At 70.0% G+C, this 21917-nt stretch carries 24 protein-coding genes and 1 pseudogene; 13 read left to right on the top strand and 12 right to left on the bottom strand.

The annotated features are described in order from the left end of the window. Positions 1-57: 57 nt before the first annotated feature. The 3 genes and pseudogenes from JAO81_RS15120 to ilvA all read right to left on the bottom strand — a co-directional run. Positions 58-918 (bottom strand): annotated as a pseudogene (locus JAO81_RS15120) (ABC transporter permease); the annotation flags it as partial. Next, positions 915-1943: an ATP-binding cassette domain-containing protein gene (locus tag JAO81_RS15115; protein ID WP_199548366.1), complete on the bottom strand. Its 1029-nt coding sequence runs from the start codon at positions 1941-1943 to the stop codon at positions 915-917. The gene JAO81_RS15115 and the pseudogene JAO81_RS15120, both read right to left, overlap by 4 nt. 170 nt (positions 1944-2113) lie before the next feature. After that, positions 2114-3361 (bottom strand): threonine ammonia-lyase, encoded by a 1248-nt coding sequence (gene ilvA, locus JAO81_RS15110; protein WP_199548365.1) that lies wholly within the window; start codon positions 3359-3361, stop codon positions 2114-2116. A gap of 143 nt (positions 3362-3504) precedes the next feature. On the opposite strand from ilvA, the gene JAO81_RS15105 reads away from it, so the two are divergent. The 3 genes from JAO81_RS15105 to JAO81_RS15095 all read left to right on the top strand — a co-directional run bounded on the left by JAO81_RS15105 (position 3505) and on the right by JAO81_RS15095 (position 4862). Next, entirely contained in the window at positions 3505-4038 is a 534-nt protein-coding gene (locus JAO81_RS15105; protein WP_165336581.1) for a MarR family transcriptional regulator, read from the top strand. A gap of 91 nt (positions 4039-4129) precedes the next feature. Further along, positions 4130-4627 carry a sigma factor-like helix-turn-helix DNA-binding protein gene (locus tag JAO81_RS15100; RefSeq protein ID WP_199548364.1) on the top strand — a complete coding sequence of 166 codons (498 nt, stop codon included), beginning with the start codon at positions 4130-4132 and terminating at the stop codon, positions 4625-4627. Beyond that, positions 4614-4862, top strand: coding sequence for a hypothetical protein (locus JAO81_RS15095; protein WP_199548363.1), 249 nt, complete (start codon positions 4614-4616; stop codon positions 4860-4862). Before JAO81_RS15100 ends, JAO81_RS15095 begins: the two co-directional genes overlap by 14 nt. A gap of 157 nt (positions 4863-5019) precedes the next feature. On the opposite strand, the gene JAO81_RS15090 is transcribed toward JAO81_RS15095, so the two are convergent. Continuing rightward, positions 5020-6189, bottom strand: a complete 1170-nt coding sequence (locus tag JAO81_RS15090) for a cystathionine gamma-synthase (RefSeq protein ID WP_199548362.1) — start codon at positions 6187-6189, stop codon at positions 5020-5022. A gap of 149 nt (positions 6190-6338) precedes the next feature. Here JAO81_RS15090 and JAO81_RS43405 point away from each other — a divergent pair, with 149 nt between their 5' ends. From JAO81_RS43405 to JAO81_RS15055, 7 genes are all read left to right on the top strand, one after another. After that, a complete protein-coding gene (locus tag JAO81_RS43405) occupies positions 6339-7412 on the top strand; it encodes a MerR family transcriptional regulator (RefSeq protein WP_199548361.1) in 1074 nt (357 codons plus the stop codon). Continuing rightward, a complete protein-coding gene (locus tag JAO81_RS15080; RefSeq protein ID WP_199548360.1) occupies positions 7409-8392 on the top strand; it encodes a BtrH N-terminal domain-containing protein in 984 nt (327 codons plus the stop codon). The genes JAO81_RS43405 and JAO81_RS15080 overlap by 4 nt, the downstream gene beginning before the upstream one ends. 167 nt (positions 8393-8559) lie before the next feature. Next, positions 8560-9678, top strand: coding sequence for a hypothetical protein (locus JAO81_RS15075; protein WP_199548359.1), 1119 nt, complete (start codon positions 8560-8562; stop codon positions 9676-9678). A 218-nt stretch (positions 9679-9896) separates the two neighbouring features. Further along, entirely contained in the window at positions 9897-10559 is a 663-nt protein-coding gene (gene msrA / locus JAO81_RS15070) for a peptide-methionine (S)-S-oxide reductase MsrA (RefSeq protein WP_199548358.1), read from the top strand. A 221-nt stretch (positions 10560-10780) separates the two neighbouring features. Further along, complete coding sequence (locus JAO81_RS15065) at positions 10781-11422, top strand: hypothetical protein (protein ID WP_199548357.1); 642 nt, start codon at positions 10781-10783, stop codon at positions 11420-11422. A gap of 77 nt (positions 11423-11499) precedes the next feature. Then, positions 11500-12063, top strand: a complete 564-nt coding sequence (locus JAO81_RS15060; RefSeq protein WP_199548356.1) for a GNAT family N-acetyltransferase — start codon at positions 11500-11502, stop codon at positions 12061-12063. A 95-nt stretch (positions 12064-12158) separates the two neighbouring features. Then, positions 12159-12521, top strand: a complete 363-nt coding sequence (locus tag JAO81_RS15055) for a DUF5958 family protein (protein ID WP_307813377.1) — start codon at positions 12159-12161, stop codon at positions 12519-12521. Positions 12522-12577: 56 nt separating this feature from the next. Here the strand turns inward: JAO81_RS15055 and JAO81_RS15050 are convergent, their stop codons facing one another. From JAO81_RS15050 to JAO81_RS15030, 5 genes are all read right to left on the bottom strand, one after another. Next, the gene (locus tag JAO81_RS15050) at positions 12578-13528 is read right to left on the bottom strand and encodes a serine hydrolase (RefSeq protein WP_199548354.1); all 951 of its coding nucleotides are present in this window, start codon (positions 13526-13528) and stop codon (positions 12578-12580) included. A gap of 109 nt (positions 13529-13637) precedes the next feature. Further along, entirely contained in the window at positions 13638-13829 is a 192-nt protein-coding gene (locus JAO81_RS15045; RefSeq protein WP_199548353.1) for a hypothetical protein, read from the bottom strand. Further along, on the bottom strand, positions 13826-14707 hold the full coding sequence (locus tag JAO81_RS15040; protein ID WP_199548352.1) for an alpha/beta hydrolase fold domain-containing protein: 882 nt from the start codon (positions 14705-14707) through the stop codon (positions 13826-13828). The genes JAO81_RS15045 and JAO81_RS15040 overlap by 4 nt, the downstream gene beginning before the upstream one ends. Before the next feature lie 253 nt (positions 14708-14960). Beyond that, positions 14961-15893, bottom strand: a complete 933-nt coding sequence (locus JAO81_RS15035) for a ketopantoate reductase family protein (protein ID WP_199548351.1) — start codon at positions 15891-15893, stop codon at positions 14961-14963. Between the two features lie 240 nt (positions 15894-16133). Continuing rightward, complete coding sequence (locus tag JAO81_RS15030) at positions 16134-17177, bottom strand: NAD(P)-dependent alcohol dehydrogenase (RefSeq protein WP_199548350.1); 1044 nt, start codon at positions 17175-17177, stop codon at positions 16134-16136. 204 nt (positions 17178-17381) lie between these two features. On the opposite strand from JAO81_RS15030, the gene JAO81_RS15025 reads away from it, so the two are divergent. Continuing rightward, the gene (locus tag JAO81_RS15025) at positions 17382-18326 is read left to right on the top strand and encodes a helix-turn-helix transcriptional regulator (protein WP_199548349.1); all 945 of its coding nucleotides are present in this window, start codon (positions 17382-17384) and stop codon (positions 18324-18326) included. A 38-nt stretch (positions 18327-18364) separates the two neighbouring features. Here JAO81_RS15025 and JAO81_RS15020 read toward each other — a convergent pair whose 3' ends face one another. Continuing rightward, positions 18365-19144 (bottom strand): group II truncated hemoglobin, encoded by a 780-nt coding sequence (locus tag JAO81_RS15020; protein WP_199548348.1) that lies wholly within the window; start codon positions 19142-19144, stop codon positions 18365-18367. Between the two features lie 237 nt (positions 19145-19381). Further along, complete coding sequence (locus JAO81_RS15015) at positions 19382-20125, bottom strand: hypothetical protein (protein WP_199548347.1); 744 nt, start codon at positions 20123-20125, stop codon at positions 19382-19384. A 553-nt stretch (positions 20126-20678) separates the two neighbouring features. Here JAO81_RS15015 and JAO81_RS15010 point away from each other — a divergent pair. Beyond that, complete coding sequence (locus tag JAO81_RS15010; RefSeq protein WP_199548346.1) at positions 20679-21125, top strand: RNA polymerase sigma factor; 447 nt, start codon at positions 20679-20681, stop codon at positions 21123-21125. A 94-nt stretch (positions 21126-21219) separates the two neighbouring features. After that, the gene (locus tag JAO81_RS15005) at positions 21220-21588 is read left to right on the top strand and encodes a hypothetical protein (protein WP_199548345.1); all 369 of its coding nucleotides are present in this window, start codon (positions 21220-21222) and stop codon (positions 21586-21588) included. Between the two features lie 82 nt (positions 21589-21670). Here the strand turns inward: JAO81_RS15005 and JAO81_RS42455 are convergent. After that, positions 21671-21917 (bottom strand): hypothetical protein (locus JAO81_RS42455; protein WP_233415384.1); only part of this gene is annotated, 247 nt, incomplete at its 5' end.

The raw sequence follows: 21917 nt of genomic DNA, 5'->3' as shown, positions 1-21917 counted from the left end.
CGAAGCCCCCGGCCGCTGCGGCCGGGGGCTTCGTCGTGCGCGCCAGGGCGGGCAGGCCGACGCGTTGCGGTACTTGCGGACGGCGAGGGTGCGGGACACCAGGATGATCAGCACGGACCAGATGATGGAGGCCCAGATCGGGTGCTCCATCGGCCAGGCGCCGGTCACGGACTTCGGGACACCCTCGATCGTGTTGCCGAAGAGCTGGCGGGCCGCGGCGACGGTGGCGCTGAACGGGTTCCATTCGGCGACGTGCTGCAGGAACGAGGGCATGCCGTTGACCGGCACGAACGCGTTCGAGATGAACGTCAGCGGGAACAGCCAGATCAGACCGCCGGAGGTCGCGGCCTCCGGGGTGCGGACCGAGAGGCCGATCAGGGCGCCGATCCACGAGAACGCGTACCCGAGCAGGAGCAGCAGCACGAAGCCGAAGAGCACCGAGCCGATGTTCTCGTGGGTGCGCCAGCCGACGAGCAGCGCGACGATCGCGAGCACGAGCAGCGTGATGGCGGTCTGCACCGAGTCGGCCAGAGTACGGCCGGTCAGCACGGCGCCGCGGGCCATGGGCAGCGACCGGAAGCGGTCGATCAGACCCTTGTGCATATCGTCGGCGATGCCCGCGCCCGCACCCGCCGTGGCGAAGGTGACGGTCTGGGCGAAGATGCCGGCCATCAGGAATTCCTTGTAGGCATCGGCGCTGACGCCGGCGCCCGGGATGGCGATCGAGCCGCCGAAGACGTACGTGAACAGGACCACGAACATCACCGGCTGGATGATTCCGAACAGGATCATCTCGGGGATCCGCGCCATCCGGATCAGGTTGCGCTTGGCGACGACCAGGGAGTCCCGGACGGACCCGCTGATGCCGCCGCCGGCCACCGGGCCTCCGCCCTTGACGGTGTCGGTTACGGCACTCACTGGCCGGCCTCCTTCTTGGCCTTCTTCGCGGCCTTCGCCGCCTTGGGGTCTTCGCCCTCGGCGTCCGTCTCCTCCTCGAGCTCGGCCTTGTGGCCGGTCAGCGAGATGAACACGTCGTCGAGGGTCGGGCGGCGCAGGCCGATGTCGTCGATCTCGATGCCGCGGGCGTCGAGTTCGCGGATGACCTCGGCGAGCAGCTTGGCGCCGCCGGTCACCGGGACGGTGAGCTTGCGGGTGTGGTCGTCGACGGTGTGACCGGACTCGGTCTTCGCGAAGCCGCGCAGCACTTCCTGGGCGGTGGCGATGTGGTCGCGCTCGTGCACCACGACCTCGACGCGCTCGCCGCCGGTCTGGGCCTTGAGCTGGTCCGAGGTGCCGCGGGCGATCACGCGCCCGTGGTCGATCACGCAGATGTCGTGGGCGAGGTGGTCGGCCTCCTCCAGGTACTGCGTGGTCAGCAGAAGCGTCGTACCGCCGTCGACCAGCTGCTTGATGACCTCCCACAGGGCCTGGCGGTTGGTCGGGTCGAGTCCGGTGGTCGGCTCGTCCATGAACATCACCGGCGGCGATACGACCAGGGCCGCGGCGAGGTCGAGACGGCGGCGCATACCGCCGGAGTAGGTCTTGGAGGGGCGGTCGGCCGCGTCCGTGAGGTTGAACTGCTCGAGGAGCTCGGCGGCTCGCGCCTTCGCGTCCCGCTTGCTCATCTGGTAGAGCTGGCCGACCATCTGCAGGTTCTCACGGCCCGTCAAGTACTCGTCGACGGCGGCGAACTGACCGGACAGGCCGATCGAGCGCCGTACTTCGTTGGGGTTCTTGACGACGTCGATGCCCGCCACGACGGCCTTGCCGCTGTCGGGGGTGAGCAGCGTCGTCAGGCAGCGGACCGCGGTGGTCTTGCCCGCACCGTTCGGTCCGAGCAGGCCGAGGACGGTGCCTTCGGGGACATCGAGATCGACGCCGTCCAGAGCCTTTACATCGCCGAAGTGCTTGACCAGCCCCTCGGCGTAGATGGCGCCTGGCATGTGGGTTCTCCCAGTGTTTGGGTGATCTTTTACAGAAATCTTAGATTTGCCCGACTTATTGCGCGCGCGGGGCGGCCTTGGCAGGCACGCGGACAGCCCCGGGGACGGGACCCGAGCGGACACACCATAACGCGATACATCGCGTCCCGCAGCCCCTTTGCGGGGAAGCCTCAGGCGATCACGGTGTACCCAGCCTCGCGGAGCGAGGCGGCCACCTCCGTGCAGTGCTGCGGCCCCTTGGTCTCCAGGTGCAGTTCGACCTCCACCTCCGTGAGCCCGAGCCGGGGGTCGGTCCGTACATGACTCACGTCGACCACATTGGCATCGAGCACTGACAACGCCGCGAGCAGCGAGGCCAGCGCGCCGGGCCGGTCCGCCAGACGCAGCCGCAGGGACAGATAGCGGCCGGCCGCCGCCATGCCGTGGCGCAGGATCCGCTGCAGGAGCAGCGGGTCGACATTGCCGCCCGACAGGACCGCGACCACCGGGCCCGTGAACTGCTCCGGTGCGCTGAGCAGAGCCGCGACCGGTGCCGCGCCGGCCGGTTCGACGACCAGCTTCGCGCGTTCCAGGCACAGCAGGAGCGCGCTCGAGAGCGCGTCCTCGGAGACCGTACGGATCTCGTCCACCAGATCGCCAACGATTTTGAAGGGGACGTCTCCCGGGCGGCCCACCTTGATGCCGTCCGCCATCGTGGCCGGGTGCTCCAGGGCCACGGGGTGGCCCAGCGCGAGGGAGGGCGGATACGCGGCCGCGCCCGCCGCCTGGACGCCGATCACGCGGACGTCGGGCCGCAGCGCCTTGACCGCGACCGCGACCCCCGCGGCGAGGCCGCCGCCGCCGACCCCGACGAGGATCGTGCGCACCTCGGGGCACTGTTCGAGGATCTCCAGGCCGAGGGTGCCCTGCCCGGCGATGATGTCGGCGTGGTCGAAGGGGTGGATGAACACGGCCCCCGTCGCGCGTGCGTAATCCTGCGCCGCGGCCAGGGTCTCGTCCACCACCTGTCCGTGCAGACGTACTTCGGCCCCGTACTCCCGCGTCGCCGCGACCTTCGGCAGCGGGGCGCCCTGCGGCATGAAGACGGTCGAACGCACCCCCAGGAGCGAGGAGGCGAGGGCGACACCCTGGGCGTGATTGCCCGCGCTGGCGGCCACCACCCCGGCCGCGCGCTCCTCGGCGATCAGGCCGGCGATCCGCACGTAGGCGCCGCGCAGCTTGAACGAACCGGTGCGCTGCAGGTTCTCGCACTTCAAGTGGACCGGGGAGCCGACCAGTTCGGTCAGGTGGCGGCTGCCCTCCATGGCGGTGACGCGGGAGACGCCGATGAGCATCTTCTGCGCTCCCCGCACATCGTCGAGCGTGACCGGGTGGCGGGGAGCGGACAGATGCAAGGAGTCACCGGTGCGGTAGTTCATGACATCGAGTCTGGCAGTCGGGGGCACTCGTGGCCTGGGCGGGGAACAGAGCCCTTGGGTTTATGCAGCGCTGGTACGACAAAGGCCCGGGCCGCGTACCCTGTCCCCCAATCCGCCGACCAACCATGAAGTGAGCCCCGGCCATGCCCACAACCCCGGACATGACGACCGACCACCCCTCAGGTGGGAAAAGCGCCGAGAAGAGTGTCCTTCTCGATCATCTGCAGCACGAGGTGGCCGTCTTCGCACGCCGTGCCGAGCAGACCCGGCTCGGCGGGGTCGGGCAGCTGCGCAACTCCATGGACCGCGCCGCGTATCTGCTGCTCAACCGCCTGGACAACGAAGGCCCGATGGGCGTCAAGGCGCTCGCCGCGGCCATGGGCATCGACTCCTCGACGGTGACCCGGCAGGTCGCCCCGCTCGTGGAGTCCGGGATGGTCAAGCGCACCTCGCACCCCGAGGACGGGCGCGCGGTGGTGCTCGCGCTCTCCCCGCGCGGCCAGTCCCGCCTCGAGGAGGTACGGGCCTCGCGGCGTGAACTGATGGCCCAGCTGACCTCCGACTGGGCGCCGAAGGAGCGCGAGGACTTCTGCACGCTCCTCACGCGCTTCAACGACGCGCTGTCCGCACGGATGGGACAGGGAGCGACGTCGGAGGACATCCCGCCCGCATCGTGACCGTCAGGTACCTTCCGGCCTCTTGACCGGGGACCCCGCACTGGCCTGATATGAGACCAGGACCTCCTGTGACGAGGTTCCAGGAGGCGCGGTGCGTGAGCGGCAGACGGTCCAACTCGTCCGCCGGGCCCGGGATTTCGAGTCCTTCGTCGCGGGCGCGGCCGGACGGCTGCTGCATGCCGCGACGCTGCTGACCGCCGAGCCGGCCGACGACAATCCGCGCGCCCGGCGCCTGCTGACCGCCGCGCTCTCGCGTACGTACGCGGCCTGGGACCGGCTGCACGGCGAGGATCCGTACACCTATGCGCGCCAGCAACTCGCCTACCGCTTCCTGATGATGAGCTGGCGGCTGCGCGAAGGCCGGGGCGGGGTCCTCGGGATGCTCTCGCCGCAGGAGCGTCTCGTGCTCGTGCTGCGGGTCCACGAGAGCGTCGCGGAGGAACAGACCGCGGCCCTGCTCGGGCTGCCGATGGAGCGGGTGCGGACGCTGTGCTTCCGCGCGATGTCGCTCGTGCTCGCCGGGGAGTCGGGGGCGCTGCGGCTCACGAGCACCGAGACCGTACGGGGGGTCGAGCGTGTCCGACCGTAAGGAGAACGAGGTCCGCCGGCTGCTCGACACCACACCGGCGCCGGCGGTGCCGGCCGAGTTGTACGACGACGTGGTGCGCCGCGGGTCGCGGCTGCTGCGGCAGCGGATGGTCGTGCGGCGGCTCGTGTGGTGGGGGGCGGTGCTCGGCTTCCTGGCGTTCATGGTGTGGGTCGCGGTGGCCGATCCGTTCGTACCGCCGCCGTCCGAGGTGACGCCGCCGCTGCAGGGGTGGTGACGGAGCCGCTTGCGACGGGGTGCTTGCGACGGGGGCGCCTGCGACGGTGACCCGTGCGGTGCGGTGGGCGGCCTTGTGCGAGGCCGCCCACCTGGGTGCTCAGTTCCCGGGCGCCTGACGCTCGGTGCCTGCTTCCCGAGCGCCTGACCCTCGGTGCCTACTCCCCGAGGGCCTGGCGCAGATCCGCGAGCAGATCGTCGGCCGACTCGATGCCCACCGACAGGCGCACCAGGTCGGCGGGGACTTCGAGGGCCGAGCCCGCCACCGAGGCGTGGGTCATCCGGCCCGGGTGCTCGATCAACGACTCGACGCCGCCGAGGGATTCACCGAGCGTGAAGAGCTTCGCCTTGTTGCAGACGTCGACGGCCGCCTGCTCGCCGCCCTCGACACGGAACGAGATCATGCCGCCGAAGGCCCTCATCTGCTTGGCCGCGACCTCGTGCCCGGGGTGCTCGGGCAGGCCCGGGTAGAGGACCTGGGTGACGCGCGGGTGCCGGGTGAGCATCTCGGCGATCTTCGTGGCGTTCTCGCTGTGCCGGTCCATGCGGACGGCCAGGGTCTTGATGCCGCGCAGCACCAGCCAGGCGTCGAACGGGCCCGCCACCGCGCCCATCGCGTTCTGGTGATACGCCAACTCCTCGCCCAGCGCCGGGTCGTTGGTGATCAGCGCACCGCCGACCACGTCCGAGTGGCCGCCCATGTACTTGGTCGTCGAGTGCACGATGACATCGGCGCCGAGGGCGAGGGGCTGCTGGAGGTACGGGCTCGCGAAGGTGTTGTCGACGACCAGCTTCGCGCCGGCGGTGCGGGCGAGGTCGGCGAGCGCGGCGATGTCCGTGATGCCGAGCAGGGGGTTCGAGGGCGTCTCGACCCAGATCGCCTTCGTACGGTCGGTGAGTGCCGCGCGGACCGACGCGGGGTCACTCGTATCGGCGACCGAGAATTCCACGCCCCAGCGCGAGACGACCTTGGCGAACAGCCGGAAGGTGCCGCCGTACGCGTCGTTGGGGATCACCACGTGGTCGCCGGGGGCGAGCAGGGTGCGCAGGAGGCAGTCCTCGGCGGCCAGGCCCGAGGCGAAGGCGAGACCGCGGGTGCCGCCTTCGAGGGCGGCGAGGTTCTCCTCGAGGGCCGTACGGGTCGGGTTGGCGCTGCGGCTGTACTCGTAGCCGCCGCGCAGACCGCCGACGCCGTCCTGCTTGTACGTGGAGACCTGGTAGATCGGGGGGACGACCGCGCCCGTCAGGGGGTCGGCGGTGTTCCCCGCGTGGATGGCCAGGGTCTCGAAACTCCGGGCAGCGCCGGGGGTGTTGTGCTCGTCGCTCATGGAGCCGAGGGTAGTCCGGCGGGGCGCCGGGTGCGGGGCGGTGCGGGTTCCGCCGGTGGCGCGGTGTGGTTTCCGGTTGGTGTGCGGTGCGGGTTCCGCCCGCGGCGCGGCCTGGACTCTCCCCCGGTGGGAGAGTCCACGATGAAGGCGTGCACGAGGAACTGCTCACCATCGGACGTTTCGCCCGGCTGTGCCGGCTCAGCGTCAAACAGCTGCGGCACTACGACGAGATCGGCCTGCTCGCACCCGTACGGGTCGACCCGGCCACCGGTTACCGCTACTACACGGCCGACCAGGCACGCGACGCCCTGACCATCGCGCTGCTGCGGGAACTCGACCTGCCGCTCGCGGTGATCGGCGAGACCCTGGCGACCGCGGAGCCGGACGTGCGCGCGAAGATCCTCCGCTCCGAACGCGACCGGCTCGCCGCCCGGATCCGCCGCGATCAGGGACGGCTGCGGATGCTGACGCGGGTGGCCGACGGCCTTCCGTCGTACGAGGTGACCCTGGCGCGGGAGCCCGCACGTCACCTCGCCGTGGTGCGGGCCACGTGCGCGGCGGCGGACGTGGGGAAGGCGGTCGGCGAGTGCGTCGGGCGGCTTGTGGGGGTGCTGGGGGCGGTCGGGGTGGGGTGGACGCCGCCGCTGTGGGGGCTGTATCCGCTGGACCTGGAGGAGAGGGTGGCGTTGGCGGTGGGGGCGGAGGTTGTGGGGGCGGGTGGTGCGGGGCTTGGGGGTGTGGGGCTGGACGGTGCAGGGCTTGGGGGTGCCGGGCTGGGCGGTGCGGGGCTTGGGGGTGCGGGCCTTAGGGGTCCAGGGCTCGACGTCGAGGTGCTGGCCGGTGGAGTGGTGTTGTCGGTGCTGCATACCGGGGCGTATGCCGAACTGCCGCTCGCGTACCACGCGTTGTTCGCCGCGGTGCAGGAGCGGGGGCTGACGGCGCGGGGACCGGTGCGGGAGGCGTATCTGGTGGGGCCGGGGGACGAGGTGGCGGTGGAGGAGTACCGGACACGGCTTGTCGTGGCCGTGGAGTCGGGCGAGGCGGTGGAGCCGGGCGGGGACGGTAAGTGGGGCTTGGGCAGGGCGCCGGGCAGGGACGGTGAGCGGGGCGAGGGCAGGGCGCCGGGCAAAGGCCGGGTATCGGACGAGGACGGGGAGCCGGGCAGAGGGAAGGCGCCGGGCACGGGCAGGGCGCCAGGCGAGGGCGGGGAGCGGACGGCGTGAAGGTGAGCGGGATCGACACCCGGGGCGGACAGCACTGCGAGACGACGGCGCTGGGGGTGCTGCTGCGCCACGAGGGCCTCGACCTGTCCGAGCCGATGCTGTTCGGGCTCGGCTCGGGGCTCTCCTTCATCTACTGGGACGCGAAGTACCTGGACTTCCCCTTCCTCGGCGGCCGGGTCAAGCCCTTCGAGCTCACCCGCAACCTGACCGCGACGCTGGGCCTCGAACTCGACGTACGGGAGACGTCCTCGCCGCGCAAAGCCTGGTCGAACGTGACGGAGGTCCTCGACGCCGGCCACCCCGTCGGGCTTCAGCTCGACAGCTACCACCTGGAGTACTTCACCTCGAAGGTGCACTTCGGCGGGCATGTCGTCGCGATGTACGGATACGACGAGGAGCGCGCGTACCTGGTCGACACCGCACCACAGGGCGGGGCCGTGACCACCTCGCCGGCCTCGCTCGCCGAGGCGCGGGCGGCGAAGGGGCCGATGTCGGCCAAGGCGCGCTCGTTCACGGTGCGGGTGCCTGCGGGCGGCGTGTCCGTACGGGACGTACGGGACTGTCTCGCCCCGGCGATCACCGCCTGCGCGACGGCCTTCCTGAACCCGCCGATCGCGAACCTCGGCCACCGCGGCATCGCGAAGGCGGCGAAGCTCGTCCCCGGCTGGCTCTCCCGCTCCGCCGACCCCGGCCGCGACCTGCCGCAGGCGGCCCTCCTGATGGAACGCGCGGGGACGGGCGGCGCCCTGTTCCGCAACCTGTACCGCGACTTCCCGCCCAAGCCGCCCACCCGGGCCGCCAGCCGGGGGCGGGGGGCGGGGCATGCGCTGTACGCGGAGGCGGCGCAGCTGTGGACCGCTGTCGCGGAGCTGATCGGCAAGGGCGCTCTGGAGGAGGCGGGGGCGAGGCTGGACGAGGTGGCACGGGTGGAACGGGAGGCCATGCGACGGCTGAGCACCTTCAGCCCCTGCGGCGTTTGAGCAGACCCGCTCACCCGCAGGCGCCTCCACACGCCCGCCCTCACCCACCCGCAGGCGCCCCCACACGCCCGCCCTCACCCACACCCCGGCTCACCCGCAAGCTCCCCACCCACCCGCACCCGAGACCGCCTCGCCACCTGCCCCCACCGTTATGGAACCCTGGAGGCATGGAGATTCTCTGGGTCCTGATGGCTCTGCTCGTGCTCGGCGCCGCACTGAGCCCCTTCCTGCGCCGCGGCCGTGGCGGCATCCGCCTGACCTCGCCCGGCGCCCCCGACGCCGCGGACCCGGCGAACTACGGCTTCGCCCTGCAGGAAGAACTGGACATCCGGATGCCGGGCCCGGACCAGGACCTGCTCGACGTCCTCGACGTGGTCCAGGGCACCCAGAGCTGGAAGGCGGCGTCGCAGCTGCTCGCCGGCACCCCGGCCGAGGGCGAGCTGCGCTGGCAGCGCGTCCAGGCCTTCGCGGGCGCGGCCTCGCTCGAGCTGGCGCAGCGGCCGGGCGGCGTCAGCGAGGCGCCCGGCGGGCAGTGGCTGCGGGTGTGGCGGGCCGAGGCGCCCAAGGACGCGGGCGGTGCGGCCGTGCACGCCGAGTTCCTGGTGCAGCAGGCCTTCCGTACCGCCGTGCCCGGCACCGACGAGCACCGGATCATCCTGGAGGAGGCGAAGGCGGCCTGCGCCGAGGCCGCGCTGCTCGCCCCCGGCGACCCCGTTCCGTACATCATCGAGCTCGCCGTCGCGCGCGGACTCGGTTACCAGCGGCCCGAGTTCGACCAGCTGTGGCTGAAGATCCTGGACCGCGCGCCGCAGCACATGGGTGCGCATCTCGCGGCGCTGCACTACTCGACCGAGAAGTGGCACGGTTCGCGCGAGCAGTCCTACGAGTTCGCCGAGGCCGCGGCCGCCCGCGCCCCGCAGGGCTCGCTGCTCGCCGCACTCCCCCTGTTCGCGGTGTACGACCACCTCCCCGAGGTGCAGACGGTCAACAGCTTCTGGCAGAGCGAAGTGGTACGGCACGCGGTCGAGGGCGCCCAGTTCGCCGTGCAGTCCGCACGGCCCGACGACCCGATGGCTGCGCACGCCCGCCACCTGCTGGTCTTCTTCCTCGTACGCTCCGAGCGCTGGGGCGAGGCGATGCAGCAGATCGTCGCCGTGGACGGGCATGTGGGCGCCCTGCCGTGGACGCAGTCGGCGGACCCGGCGGCCGCGTACGCGGTGTTCCGGGCGATGGCGGTCGCGGGGTACGAGGCGAACGGCGGCAATCCGGCGACGCTGCCGCACTGACCGGAACGCGACGCTGCCGCACTGACCGGAACGCGACGCTGCCGCACTCACCGGAACGCGACGCGCTGCCGCATTCACCGGAACACTGACCGGAATCCTTACGGAACGCTGACGGGGGCGAGCGCGCGGAATCCCTCCCCCGGCGCAGACGTTCCTCAGACAGAGCGGCCCGTCCGGACGGTGCCGTCGACCTCAGGGCCCCGCACGGGAGGAACCACATGATCTTCGGCCGCATCCCCCAGCTCCCCACCCCGGAGGAAGCCCTCCGCGGCCGCCCGGAGCCGTCGTACAGCGTGCCCGAACAGCACACCGTTCTCGGCACCCCGCTGCTCGGCCCGTACCCGGACGGCCTGGAGACCGCCGACTTCGCGCTCGGCTGTTTCTGGGGCGCGGAACGCAAGTTCTGGCAGACCCCGGGAGTCTGGACCACTCTGGTCGGCTACCAGGGCGGCTACACCCCGCACCCCACGTACGACGAGGTCTGCTCGGGCCGTACGGGCCACACGGAGGGCGTCCGCGTGGTCTTCGACCCGGCGGTGGTCTCGTACGCCGACCTCCTCAAGGTCTTCTGGGAGAACCACAACCCGACCCAGGGCTTCCGCCAGGGCAACGACGTAGGCACCCAGTACCGCTCGGCGATCCACACGCATTCGGACGCGCAGGCGGAGGCGGCCGAATCGTCCCGCGAGGCCTACCAGAAGGTCCTCACGGGCTCGGGCTACGGCACGATCACCACCGAAATCCTCCCCGCACCCGAGCGCCCGTTCTACCCGGCGGAGGGCTACCACCAGCAGTACCTCGACAAGAATCCGGGTGGGTACTGCGGGATCGGGGGGACGGGAGTGTCGTGTCCGATCGGGGTGGCGAAGGCGGACGGCTGAGCACGGGCTTCGCCCCGGCGACCCTGACCGGACTCGCACATCCATAGACGCCTCTACGCCGGCCGACGCCCGTGGGAGCCCGGTCGCGTCGACGGTCTGCTGCGGGCTGTCGCGGACGACGAACTCGTGGCATGCCGCTCGGCTCCCACCAACTCGGCAGGGCTGTGACACGAGCACCCTGCTCGGATGCTGTACGGCTGCCTCGGCGTGACCATGGGAGCGTGGCCGGAGAATCGTTCATCGTCTCGACCGAGCGGCTGGGGTGGCCGCCGCCTCGTCGTGGCCGGCGACGGGTCTTCGACCTGCTCCCCGGCGAAGTGCAGACGCAGATGGTCCACGAGATCGACCCCGGGGAGCCGACCGCGACGTGCCATCTGCAGATCGAGGCTGAGCAAGAGGCTCTGTGCGGGTATCCCTGGGAGTGCTTGATCGAAGTTCCCGACAGACGGGACTGGCACGCACTGGATGACTGCCTCAAGTGCGATATCTGCGAGGACGAGGCGGTCGAGCGGGCCTTGGAGGGATACCGCCGGGCGGCCGCCGTGGTGTTCGACGGTGACGAGCAGGTGGGGTGTCTCGGCGTCAGAGTGGTCGGCTGGCGGGAGGAGCTGGGGCCGTTCTGGCGCCGGCGGAGGCAGGAGGTGGGGGAACTGCCGCAGTGGGTGCTGCTGCGCACGGCTCCCGCACACCCGGCCCTCCCCCACGATGCCGAGGGCGGTGTCGTTCCGGACGAAGCGCTGGGGAACGAGCTCCGGGCATGGTCCGAGGACACCTTCACGATCAGAGGCACACACCTTCGCCTGCGGTGGCTGAGCGGGAACGAGATCGACCGTGTGCACCGTGAAGTCGGCTGGATGGACTGACGGATGGTGCGGGCACGGCAGCCGTCGGATGGGGAAAACCGTTGGGCCCGGTGGGCCGGTTCAGGGATGATCCACGCGTGGATGCCTACCTTGAGACCGAGCGTCTGTCCCTGCGCCGCTTCACTGCCGATGATGCGGAGCTGCTGATCGAGCTGGACAGCGATCCGGCGGTGATGCGCTACCTGAGCGGTGGCGTACCGACCGCGCCGGACGTCATCCGCGAGCAGCATCTGCCGAAGATCCTCGCCGGATACGAGAAGTGGGGCGGCGAGCTCGGGCTGTTCGCCGCGCACGAGAAGGATGGCGGCGCGTTCATCGGCTGGTTCATCCTGCGTCCCGAGGCGCAGGGCCCGCTGGACGAGGTCGAGCTCGGCTACCGGCTGCGGCAGGCGGCTTGGGGCAGGGGTTACGGCACCGAGGGCTCACGGGCCTTGCTGGGCAAGGCATTCACGGGGCTCGGTGTGCGGATGGTCTGGGCCGAGACGATGACCGTGAACCGCGGTTCGCGCCACATCATGGAGAAGCTCGGGATGACGCTCGCGGACACCGTCCCCACGCCCGAGGACATGGAGCCGATCGAGGGCTCCGAGCACGGCGGCGTCCGGTACGAGATCACCAAGGAGCAGTGGGAACAGCGGTAGTCCCAGCTCCGTCTCCCCCGCTCCGTCTCCGGCCGCCGTCCGCGTGCCGTTGGGCTCAACCATGGGGGTGGAACACGGTGTTGTACGCACATGAGGTGATCCTCAACGAACTCGCGCAAGGGCTCAGGCCGGTGGCCGAGGGCGTTGTGTGGTTCGAGGGCCTCTCGGAGGATGACCGCCGCAAGGCCCTGCACGCGCTGGTGCTGTTCTGCGGGCAGGCCCGGGCACGCGAGGAGGACGTGCCCGAGAGCATCGCGCGTTCCGGTATCCGCCCGACCCACACGCCGGCGGTGATGCTCACGAAATGGCGCTTCGGGATGGAAGCACTTCCGGCCTACGAACTCACCAAGTCCTTCCGCCTGCTCCTCGCCCTCTTCAGCATTGCCGACACCCGCAGGCGGACGCTGTACTGCGCCGGGGGATGCGGACACGCGTGGCACAACCTGCCGGCTGGGTGACCTGCGCCGTGGGCACCAACAAGCCGTGGGCACCAGCAACCGGCCCCCCGCCCGGATCATGTGCCGGTGAGGTGGGTTCGCGTCAGGTGGGCCGTGAGGGTGGCCGGGTTGAGTTCGTCGTGGTTGGTCAGGACGATGACGTAGGCGGAGAGCTCCGGGAACCAGGCGTTGAAGGACTTGAATCCGGCGTTGTCACCGCTGTGACAGCGCACCTGCTGTCCGGCGATCCGGCCGATCTGCCAGCCGTAGCCGTACGCGTCCAGCTCCCCGAGGCCGGTCGTCGCGTGGGGCGCGAACATCAGGCGCCGGGACTCGTCGCCGAGGAACGCGCCCGTGGCGAGGGCCTGGTCCCAGCGCAGCATGTCGCCGGTCGTGGACCAGAGGTCGCCGGCGCCCAGGCCGACCACGTCCAGCTCGTACGACGGTGTCACGGCGCCTCCCGCATGCCCCGCCGCCACCTCGGACCGGTCGCCCGGCGCGCCCGCGAACGTGTCGTGCAGGCCGAGCGGTTCGAAGATCTGCCGGGTGAGGAACTGCCGGTAGGGCTCGCCGCCCGCCCGTTCCACGAGGTGGGCGAGCAGGACGTACGCGGGACTGCTGTAGTACCAGCCGGAGCCGGGCGGAAATTTCGGCGCGGACTCCCTGAACACCTTCAGCAGTTCGTCGGACGGCATCCACGCGGTCAGGTCGAGCTCGGGAAAGTCCTCCCAGTGCCCCAGGCCCGAGGTGTGCGTCAGCAGGTGGTGCACGGTGATCCCGCGCCAGCCCGGCGGGCAGTCACTGATCCAGCGGCTCACGTCGTCGTCCAGCGCGACCGCGCCGCGTTCGACGAGCAGCATGACCGCCGCGGCCGTGAACTGCTTGCTCACCGAGGCGATCTGAAAGCGGGTACGGGCGGTGCATCGCGTACCGCTCCGGACGTCCGCGCTCCCCTGGCTGACGTCGTACACCGTCGACGTACCGCGCACCACCAGCGCGCTGCCACGGAAATCAGGCTGATCGGCCACAGGTGGGCCCCCTTCGCTCGAGTTCCCGACCGTGCCGGATGCGGGCGGGCGTGTCCAGGGGGCGCCGCCTCGGCCCGCTGGGCGTCGGCGCCGGCGCGCCACTGCCTGCTCAGCGCTTCAACGCCCGGTATCTGCGCTGCAGTTCCACCACCCGCGCCGGGTCGCGGGCGCCGTTCAGCTCGGTGAGGAGGTCGTCCGGGCAGGTCTCGTAGACCTCGCCCCACCAGCGGCCCGGGCGGCGGTTCCAGATGCGGTAGCCGCCGGGGACACCGCGGGCGACGAAGCGGCGGACCGTGCTCATGAGGCGCCCGTGCGGTCGTCGATCCAGGAGGCCAGACGGGTCAAAAGCCGCTCCCCCGTGGGGCTTTCCGGGGTCAGTGCCGTGATCTGGAACGCGTGCGTGAGGGCCTCGTACACGTCCACCGACACCTTCGTACCCGCCGCCGATGCCGCCTCGGCGAAGCGGAGCGTGTCGTCGAGGAAGGCCTCCGCGCCGCCGGCCAGCATCAGGAGCGGCGGGAGGTCGGAGAGTTCTCCGTGGTACGGGGACTGAGGTGCCTCGTCCCGTGCGGCGCCCGCGAGGTACTGGTCCGTGATGCGGGTCAACAGGGCGCGGTCCACGCCGTGTTCGCCGGCCGCGTCGATCGATGCGCCGGCGAGGGTGAAGTCCGTCAGGGGCGAGATGGTGATCGCCGCGGCCGGGAGCGGGCGGCCGGCCGACTTCAGGCGCAGGAGCGCCGAAAGGACCAGCGCGCCGCCGGAGGATTCGCCGAGCAGCGTGGCGCGTTCGGCCGGGACACCTGCGGCGAGCAGCCCCTCGTAGGCCGCGATGACGTCGTCGAGGGGCGCCGGATACGGGTCGGCCGGGGCCAGTCGGTAGTGCGAGACGAAGACGGGGCGGGCGGTCACCGAGGAGAGGCGGTGCGCGTAGAGCGCGATCAGCTCCGGCATACGGCTGGTGAAGCTGCCACCGTGGGCGTACACGATCACACCGTCCGCCGGGTCGCACGCACCGGCCGCCGCCACCCACACCCCCGGGGCGCCGAGCTCCGGCAGGGCTGCGGGCGCGCCGTCCTGCGGCAGCGTGAGGTCAAGCCCGGCAAGGGACTTGAGCGCGGTGGTGACTTCGGCCGCGGCGGTTGCGGGGTCGGGCAGTGCGGGGATACGGGAGAGGTCCATGATCTCGACATATAGCTGGCGGCGGACGCGTACCGCAACGCAATTCCCGCCGGTCGAGGCCCCGCGGCGGGCGCCGTAGCGGGCGACGTGGGCGCTGGTGAGGTCGATGGCGTCGGGCGTTGTCCCCGATCATGCCGACCCTGCGCACGGCGGCCTTGCCGCTCGCGGTCAGGGCGGCCCGGTCCAGGCTCTGGCGCATGCCCCAGCCGGGCCAGGCCGCCGAGCCCCTACGAGGCAGAGCCCGGACCGCCGGCTACTGCCCGCCGCCCAACCGGTGCTCATGCACCCGCAGCTGCAGCGTCGCCAGATCGAGCAGCGGCGTGGCCACACCCAACGTCCGTGCCCGCGCGGTGAGATCGCCGAAAAGGTGCTCGGCCTCGGTCGGCCGGCCGTCGACCACATCCCGGTACAGGGACGGGACCAGTGACGAACCCTGGGTCGTCACCACGGTGCGTGTGAAGGCCAGTTCGTCCGACGGCAGCGGATGCCCCGCCGCAGCCGCGACCGCCGACGCCTCCGCGAGCAGCGCCGGGCCGAGCGAGGGCCCTCCCAGAACGGCGTTCACGTCGCCCACCGTGCCGCGTCCGAGGCAGGTGAGCGCTCCCATCGTCACGATGAAGGCCCACTTCGACCACATCGCCCCGAGCGCGTCCGCCGACGCCACGGCATCGATTCCGGGAACGTCGAGGATCTCCCGTATCTCCTCCACCCGCTTCGAGAGGCCGCCCGCCTGCTCTCCGAACGTCAGCTGGGACAGCGGCGCGAGCCGGACGATATCGCCCTCGGGCGTGAGCGTCGTGACGACCTTGACCACTCCGCCGAGCACCGCGTCCGCGCCGAACTCCGCGGTGAGGCGGTCGACATGGGCCAGACCGTTGAGGAACGGCATGATCGTGGTCGAGGGTCCGACCGCCGGCCGTATCGCCTCGACGGCGGCGTCCAGGGCGGTGGCCTTCACGGCGAGCAGGATCAGGTCGTACGGCTGGGAGAGCTCGTCCGCCAGGGCCAGTTGAGGCGTCAGGGGCTCCCAGTCCTCCGTGCCCTTGCCCGTGATGCGCAGACCGCGCGAACGCAGGACCGCGGCGCGTCCCGGACGGACGAGGAAGGTCACGTCGCGGCCCGCACGGGCGAGCAGCGCGCCGAAGTAGCCACCCGTGGCGCCGGCTCCGACTACCAGGATCTTCATGGAGTTCCCCTTCGAACGTGCGAGTTCCGCGTCCCGTGCTCCGGGATCGCGTTCCGTTCCGAGTGAATCATGACCCTCCGATGCCCACACTGAGGGCCCAGCTCCCGAGATGCGCACGCCGAAGGAGCCCCGGCTCCTGAGATGCACACGCCGAAGGAGGCCCCGGCTCCCGAGAGACACACGCCGAGGGCCCGGCCCCTGAGACAGGAACCGGGCCCAACTCACGTACGGCGCAAGGCGTCAGATCGTGGCGGTGTCGATCACGAAGCGGTAGCGGACGTCCGAGGCGAGGACGCGCTCGTACGCCTCGTTGATCTTGTCCGCCGAGATGACCTCGATCTCCGCGCCGAAGCCGTGCCCCGCGCAGAAGTCCAGCATCTCCTGGGTCTCCGCGATGCCGCCGATCATCGAGCCCGCGAGGGTCTTGCGGCCGCCGATGACCGAGAAGAGGTTCAACGACACCGGCTCCTCGGGGGCGCCTACATTCGCGAAGACGCCGTCCACCTTCAGCAACGACAGGTACTGGTCCAGCGGGAGCGGCGCCGAGACGGTCGAGACGATCAGGTCGAAGGTGCCGGCCAGCTCCTCGAAGGTCGCCGGGTCGCTGGTGGCGTAGTAGTGGTCGGCGCCCAGGCGTTCGCCGTCGGCCTTCTTGCGCAGCGACTGCGAGAGCACGGTGACCTCGGCGCCGAGCGCGTGGGCGATCTTGACGCCCATGTGGCCGAGCCCGCCGAGGCCGACGATGGCGACCTTCTTGCCGGGGCCCGCGTTCCAGTGCTTGAGCGGGGAGTACAGGGTGATGCCCGCGCACAGGAGGGGCGCGGCCACGTCGAGGTCGATGCCCTCGGGGATGCGCACCGCGTAGTTCTCGTCGACGACGAGGTGCGTGGAGTAGCCGCCGTAGGTGGGCTCGCCGTTCTTGTCGAGCGCGTTGTACGTACCGGTCATGCCCTGCGTGCAGTACTGCTCCAGGCCCTGCTTGCAGTACTCGCACTCACGGCAGGAGTCCACGAAGCAGCCGACGCCCACGCGGTCGCCGACCTTGTACTTGGTGACTTCAGGACCGACCTCGCTGACCACACCGGCGATCTCGTGGCCGGGCACCATCGGGAAGATGCCCTCGCCCCAGCCGTCGCGGGCCTGGTGGATGTCGGAGTGACAGATGCCGGCGTACTTGATGTCGATCAGGACGTCGTGCGCGCCCAGCGCCCGGCGCTCGATGGTGGTGCGCTCCAGGGGGGCGTTGGCGGCGGGGGCGGCGTAGGCGGCGACGGTGGTGCTCATGGTCGGGGGTTCCCCTCGTGGTGATCGAGTCGGTGCGTCTCGTGGTGACCGCGTTGCTGCGTCTCGTGATGATCGAGTTGCTGCGTCGATACGAGAATGCAGGACCCGCAGGGTGCTACCCAGCCCACTGTTGTGCCTACGTCCGGTGTTCCTACTACTGGCAGGGTCAGGATCCGTGCGTACGGCGGAGTGATACTGGATCGCATGACTGATCAGGAACCCGCCGCGGCCGACGCCCCTTCGACCGGCGTCCCCGCCGACGCCGCCGCCCTCGACCGGCGTGCGGAGCTGAGCGAGTTCCTGCGCACCCGCCGGGCCCGTATCAAGCCCTCCGACGTGGGCCTGCCGGACTACGGGAACCGGCGCCGCGTGCCGGGCCTCAGGCGTGAGGAGCTGTCGCAGCTCGCCGGGGTCTCGGTGGCGTACTACACGCGTCTCGAGCAGGGCAACGGCGCGAATGTGTCGACGGAGATCCTGGAGGCCATCTCGCGGGCCCTGCGTCTCACCGACGCCGAGCACGCCCATCTGCTGCATCTGACGAAGCCGAAGCAGCACAAGAAGAAGCGCCGCGGCGGCGCCCGGCAGCAGGTGCGGCCCGCGCTGCAGCAGCTGCTCGACGCGATGGAGGGCGTGCCCGCGTACATCGTGGGGCGGCGCACCGACATCCTGGCCTGGAACCGGGCCGCGGCCGCGCTCTTCGGCGATATCGCGTCCTGGAAGCCCGAGGACCGCAACTGGTCCCGGATGATCTTTCTGAATCCGCAGGTCAAGGCCCTGTTCGTGAACCCGGAACAGAAGGCCAGCGACGTCGTCAGCTATCTGCGGATGGACGCGGGCTGCCACCCCGACGACCCGGAACTCTCCGCGCTCGTCGGACAGCTCTCCGTGAAGAGCGAGGAGTTCCGGCGCCTGTGGGCCGCGCACGACGTCAAGGAGAAGGGCCACGGCACGAAGGTCCTGCGCCACCCACTGGTGGGCGAGCTGACCCTCTCGTACGAGACGCTGCAGCTGGCCGACGACGGGGAGCAGTGCCTGTCCACGTATCACGCGGAGCCCGGCACGCCCTCGGCCGAGGCGCTGCGCCTGCTGGTCAGCTGGGGCGCGGACGCGACGGCCGAGCGCACCTCGCACGCGAACGATCAGAGCTGATAGCAATCAGGGCTGATGACGATCAGAGCTGATAACGATCAAGGCTGATACGGACCGCCCGGCACCCCCCACCCCCAATTCGGCATCGGCTGGACGGGCGGGCAGTCCTCGTCGGAGACGTCGTTGGAGTAGTAGAGCGCCATCCGGGTGCCCCACTCGATATAGGCGACGAACGCCGAGCGGAACTCGGGGTCGTCGGGCAGCTCCGCCTCGTCGGCCGCGTCCAGGATCAGGTTCACCCAGCGCCTGCGCTGCGCCTCGGTGATGTGTTTGCCGAGGTGCTTGGTGGCCATGTGCTGGTGGCCGCCGAGCTGTTCGCTGTAGGTTTTCGGGCCGCCGAACACCTCCGCGATCCAGGCCCCGACATGCCGCGCGTGCTCGGCCGGCAGCTCCCTGAACAGCCCGCCGAGCAGATCGTCCTCGACCACCCTGGCGTAGAAGGCCTCGGTGAGCCGGTCGAAGGTCTTCGCGCCGCCGGCCCACGCGTACAGCGACGGCACCGCCGCGCCCTGCCCGGCCACCCCGGTCGGGGCGTAGTGCCGCATCTCGGTGATGTCCTTCACGTACGGGCTGACCGCGGCGAAGAACGTGCGGAACTCCGCGGAGGCGCGGAAGGTCTCGATGTGGTCGCTCGTGGAGGTCCAGGTGATCCGCAGGATGAAGGACTCGGGCTCCTCCTCGCAGCGCCGCAGCTCGTAGTCGACGCATTGCGGGGAGGCGGCGAGCGGTTCGGCGGCGCGCTCATAGGCGGCGATGAAGTCCTCGGCGCCGTCCGCGGGAAGGGTGTAGCGGATGTACTCGACAGTCCGGCTGCTCATGCCTGGGACAGTACGTCACGGGTACGGCCCGCAGGAACCACGCGGATCCCTGCGGGCCGTTTCAACTCACTTGCGCATCAGGGCAGTTGTGTCCGGTCAGGCACCGCGTGCGTGCTACAGGCTGCTCCAGGCGATGCCCCCTGCGATGCCGATGACGATGATCACGGCAACTGCGTACAGGACGAGTTTCGTGGTGCTCTGTGCCATGGGATGCCTCCAGTGGCCCCTACGCCACGGCTAGATGTTCTTGAGGTAGTAGTAGCGGATTCCGGTCTCGTCGCAGCGCAGGTGGTGGCGCTTGTCGATGTTCACGCCGAAGCCCTTGTAGATGATCGAGCCGTGCCAGGTGACGTACGCGAGCGCATTGCCCGCGGCCGAGATCCACTGCTCTTCGGGTTCATGGCTGATGGACACGCCGATGTTGTAGTTCGTGTGCGAAGCAGAGGCGTTGTAGACCTTGTCGACCTTGGTCCTCGTGGAGTGGTACCACTCCTTGAAGTTGAGGCGGGTGATGGTCACCCCGAGGATCTTCTGCTTGACGTTGTACCAGCAACTCCAGTCGCCGGCGGTGCCCATGGTCGAGATCCCGCCGGACGCCGCGGCGGTCGGTGCGGCGCCCTGGTCGGTCTCGATCACCACGTCGCCGTCCGCCAGGACGACGGTCTCCGGTGTCTCACCGGCGGCGGCGGCCGCGAATGCGCGTAAGACCTCTCCGTCGACAAGGTACTTGAGGAACTTGCTCTGGTTCGTCGCGGAGAGGGCGCTGAACGCACTGGACGTGTAGGCCGCTTGCGTATCACCGCTCTCGGCCTGCGTACGCAGCCAGGTCTTGTACTCCGCCGCGGTCGGTACCTGAGGCGCGGCGCTTGCCGGAGTGGCCAGGCCGGCGAGCGTGGTGGCGGTGAGCGCGGTGGCCACCAGCGTGGCCTTGAGCGTGGTGCGACGGCGTGCGGAAGGACGGCTGATTCTTCGCGAATTCACGTGCACTCCTTGGAGATCCACCGGTCAACGGAACGGATGGCGGCCATTCGCGACCGCCGGCCGGCACCCGAAGGAAGGGATTCTTTCCGCCTTCCTGGCATGCGCAGGTCACTCTCGTGCCGCAATTCGCAAATCACAAGAGGCGCGAAAATTTGATGAGGGAAATTTGAGCTTCACCACCCATGAACGCCGAACCCCCTTGCGTCGATCGACTTTTGGCCATTCACGGCTTCCGGCAGAGAAATCCCTCAGACGGAGCCACAGCAATCCGGGCATCACACACTGCACGAAAGTTGCCGAAATCGCCCCGGCACCGGACCGCACCGAAGCCCGGACAGGCAAGAATTCAGCCAACTCGCACCGGAGCAGGGAAATTCGGAATCTCAGATTCCCCTCAAATCGCGTTGCCCTGAAGCGCCTTGGCATAAGATCCCGGCGATTCCAATGCTTGGGGGTTGCCATGAGTTCCGCAGGCCTTGTTCCCGAATCCGACGAATTACCTGGGGCGTCAGGTCCTGACGCCAAAACGCTCCTGTGCGTGCTCCTGCCCCATATGCAGAGCAGAGCCCGACGTGAGGCTTCACGCTGGCTGGCGGAGGACGCGCTGCAGGACGCGTGCGAAAGGCTCCTGTCCCGCGGCCCCGCGTTCGCCACCCATCCCAATCCACGTGCGTACGCGATCAAAGCGATGGCCTCGGCCCTGATCGATCAGCGACGCCGGCAACGGCGTGAGGTACTCGCCTCCGACCTGCCCGAAGTGCCGACGACTCCCCTCGACTGCACCGTCGAGGCGGCTTGGGAAGCGGAGCGCATGCTGGCCGGGCTGCCGTCCGGCCAGTCGTCAGCGGTGCGCCTCGTGGATGTCGAGGGGTACACGATCGACCAGGCCGCGGAGATCCTCGGCGTCCACCGTGGAACCGTGTCCCGCGCCAGGCTGCGGGGGCTGCAGAGCCTTCGCAGAACTTTCTTTCCCCACGAGTCATACGAGCGGCCCGCCTGAGACGTTCTCCCTGTGTCCCTCGGATTCCGGTCTCCCTCGGGCTCCCGTGGGTCACGCGGAACAAGTCCGCCAAGACGAGACGGGTATGAGGCTCATGACTCACACGATCAAGAAGATGGGCGTCCTCGGCGCCGCGGTGATTCTCGCAGCGGTCAGCGCGCCGGCCGCTGTCGCCTCGGCGCCGAAAAGCGAAGTCGCTCCGCTGGCCGCATGCCGGCCGTTCGTCGACAAGGAGACAGCCGCCGGGGCACTTCACCTCCAGCGGTGCGTGGACGCAGCGCAAAGAGTTCGCTACTACGGTTGGATGCAGAAGTTCACCGACGACGATCGTTGCGTCATATTCAGGTTCGAATCGGCGTCGTACTCACGCACATGGAGTGTGTGCGAGGAACTCGAGTACACCAATGTCGACACCTCGTACAGACCGTCTGTCCACCGCTTCATGTACGCACCCCCCAAATAAGGCGGGGCGGCCCGGCGGAACCCTTGGGGCCCCGCGGGCCCCCTTCCATTTGAACTGCCACCTTGCCGGCCCGAAGAACGGCCTACTTGACGTAGTACGCGTCGTAGACCGACATCGCCGTGGTGTTGCCCTTCTTGTCGCTGATCTTCGCGTGGAAGGAGACGGACTTTCCCTTGGCCGGGTTGGTGAACTCGACCTCGCCGCCGTGCACGGTCAGCTTCCGCCAAGTCCTGCCCTGGTCGTAACTCACGTACACGACCAGTGACTTGAGGTTCCCGCCGGCGGCGGCGCCCTGCACGGCCACCGGCATGCTCATCCGCCGGCCGGCG

Source organism: Streptomyces sp. N35 (genome assembly GCF_016464295.1).
Lineage (GTDB): Bacteria > Actinomycetota > Actinomycetes > Streptomycetales > Streptomycetaceae > Streptomyces.
This window is presented reverse-complemented; position numbering and strand designations above follow the sequence as displayed.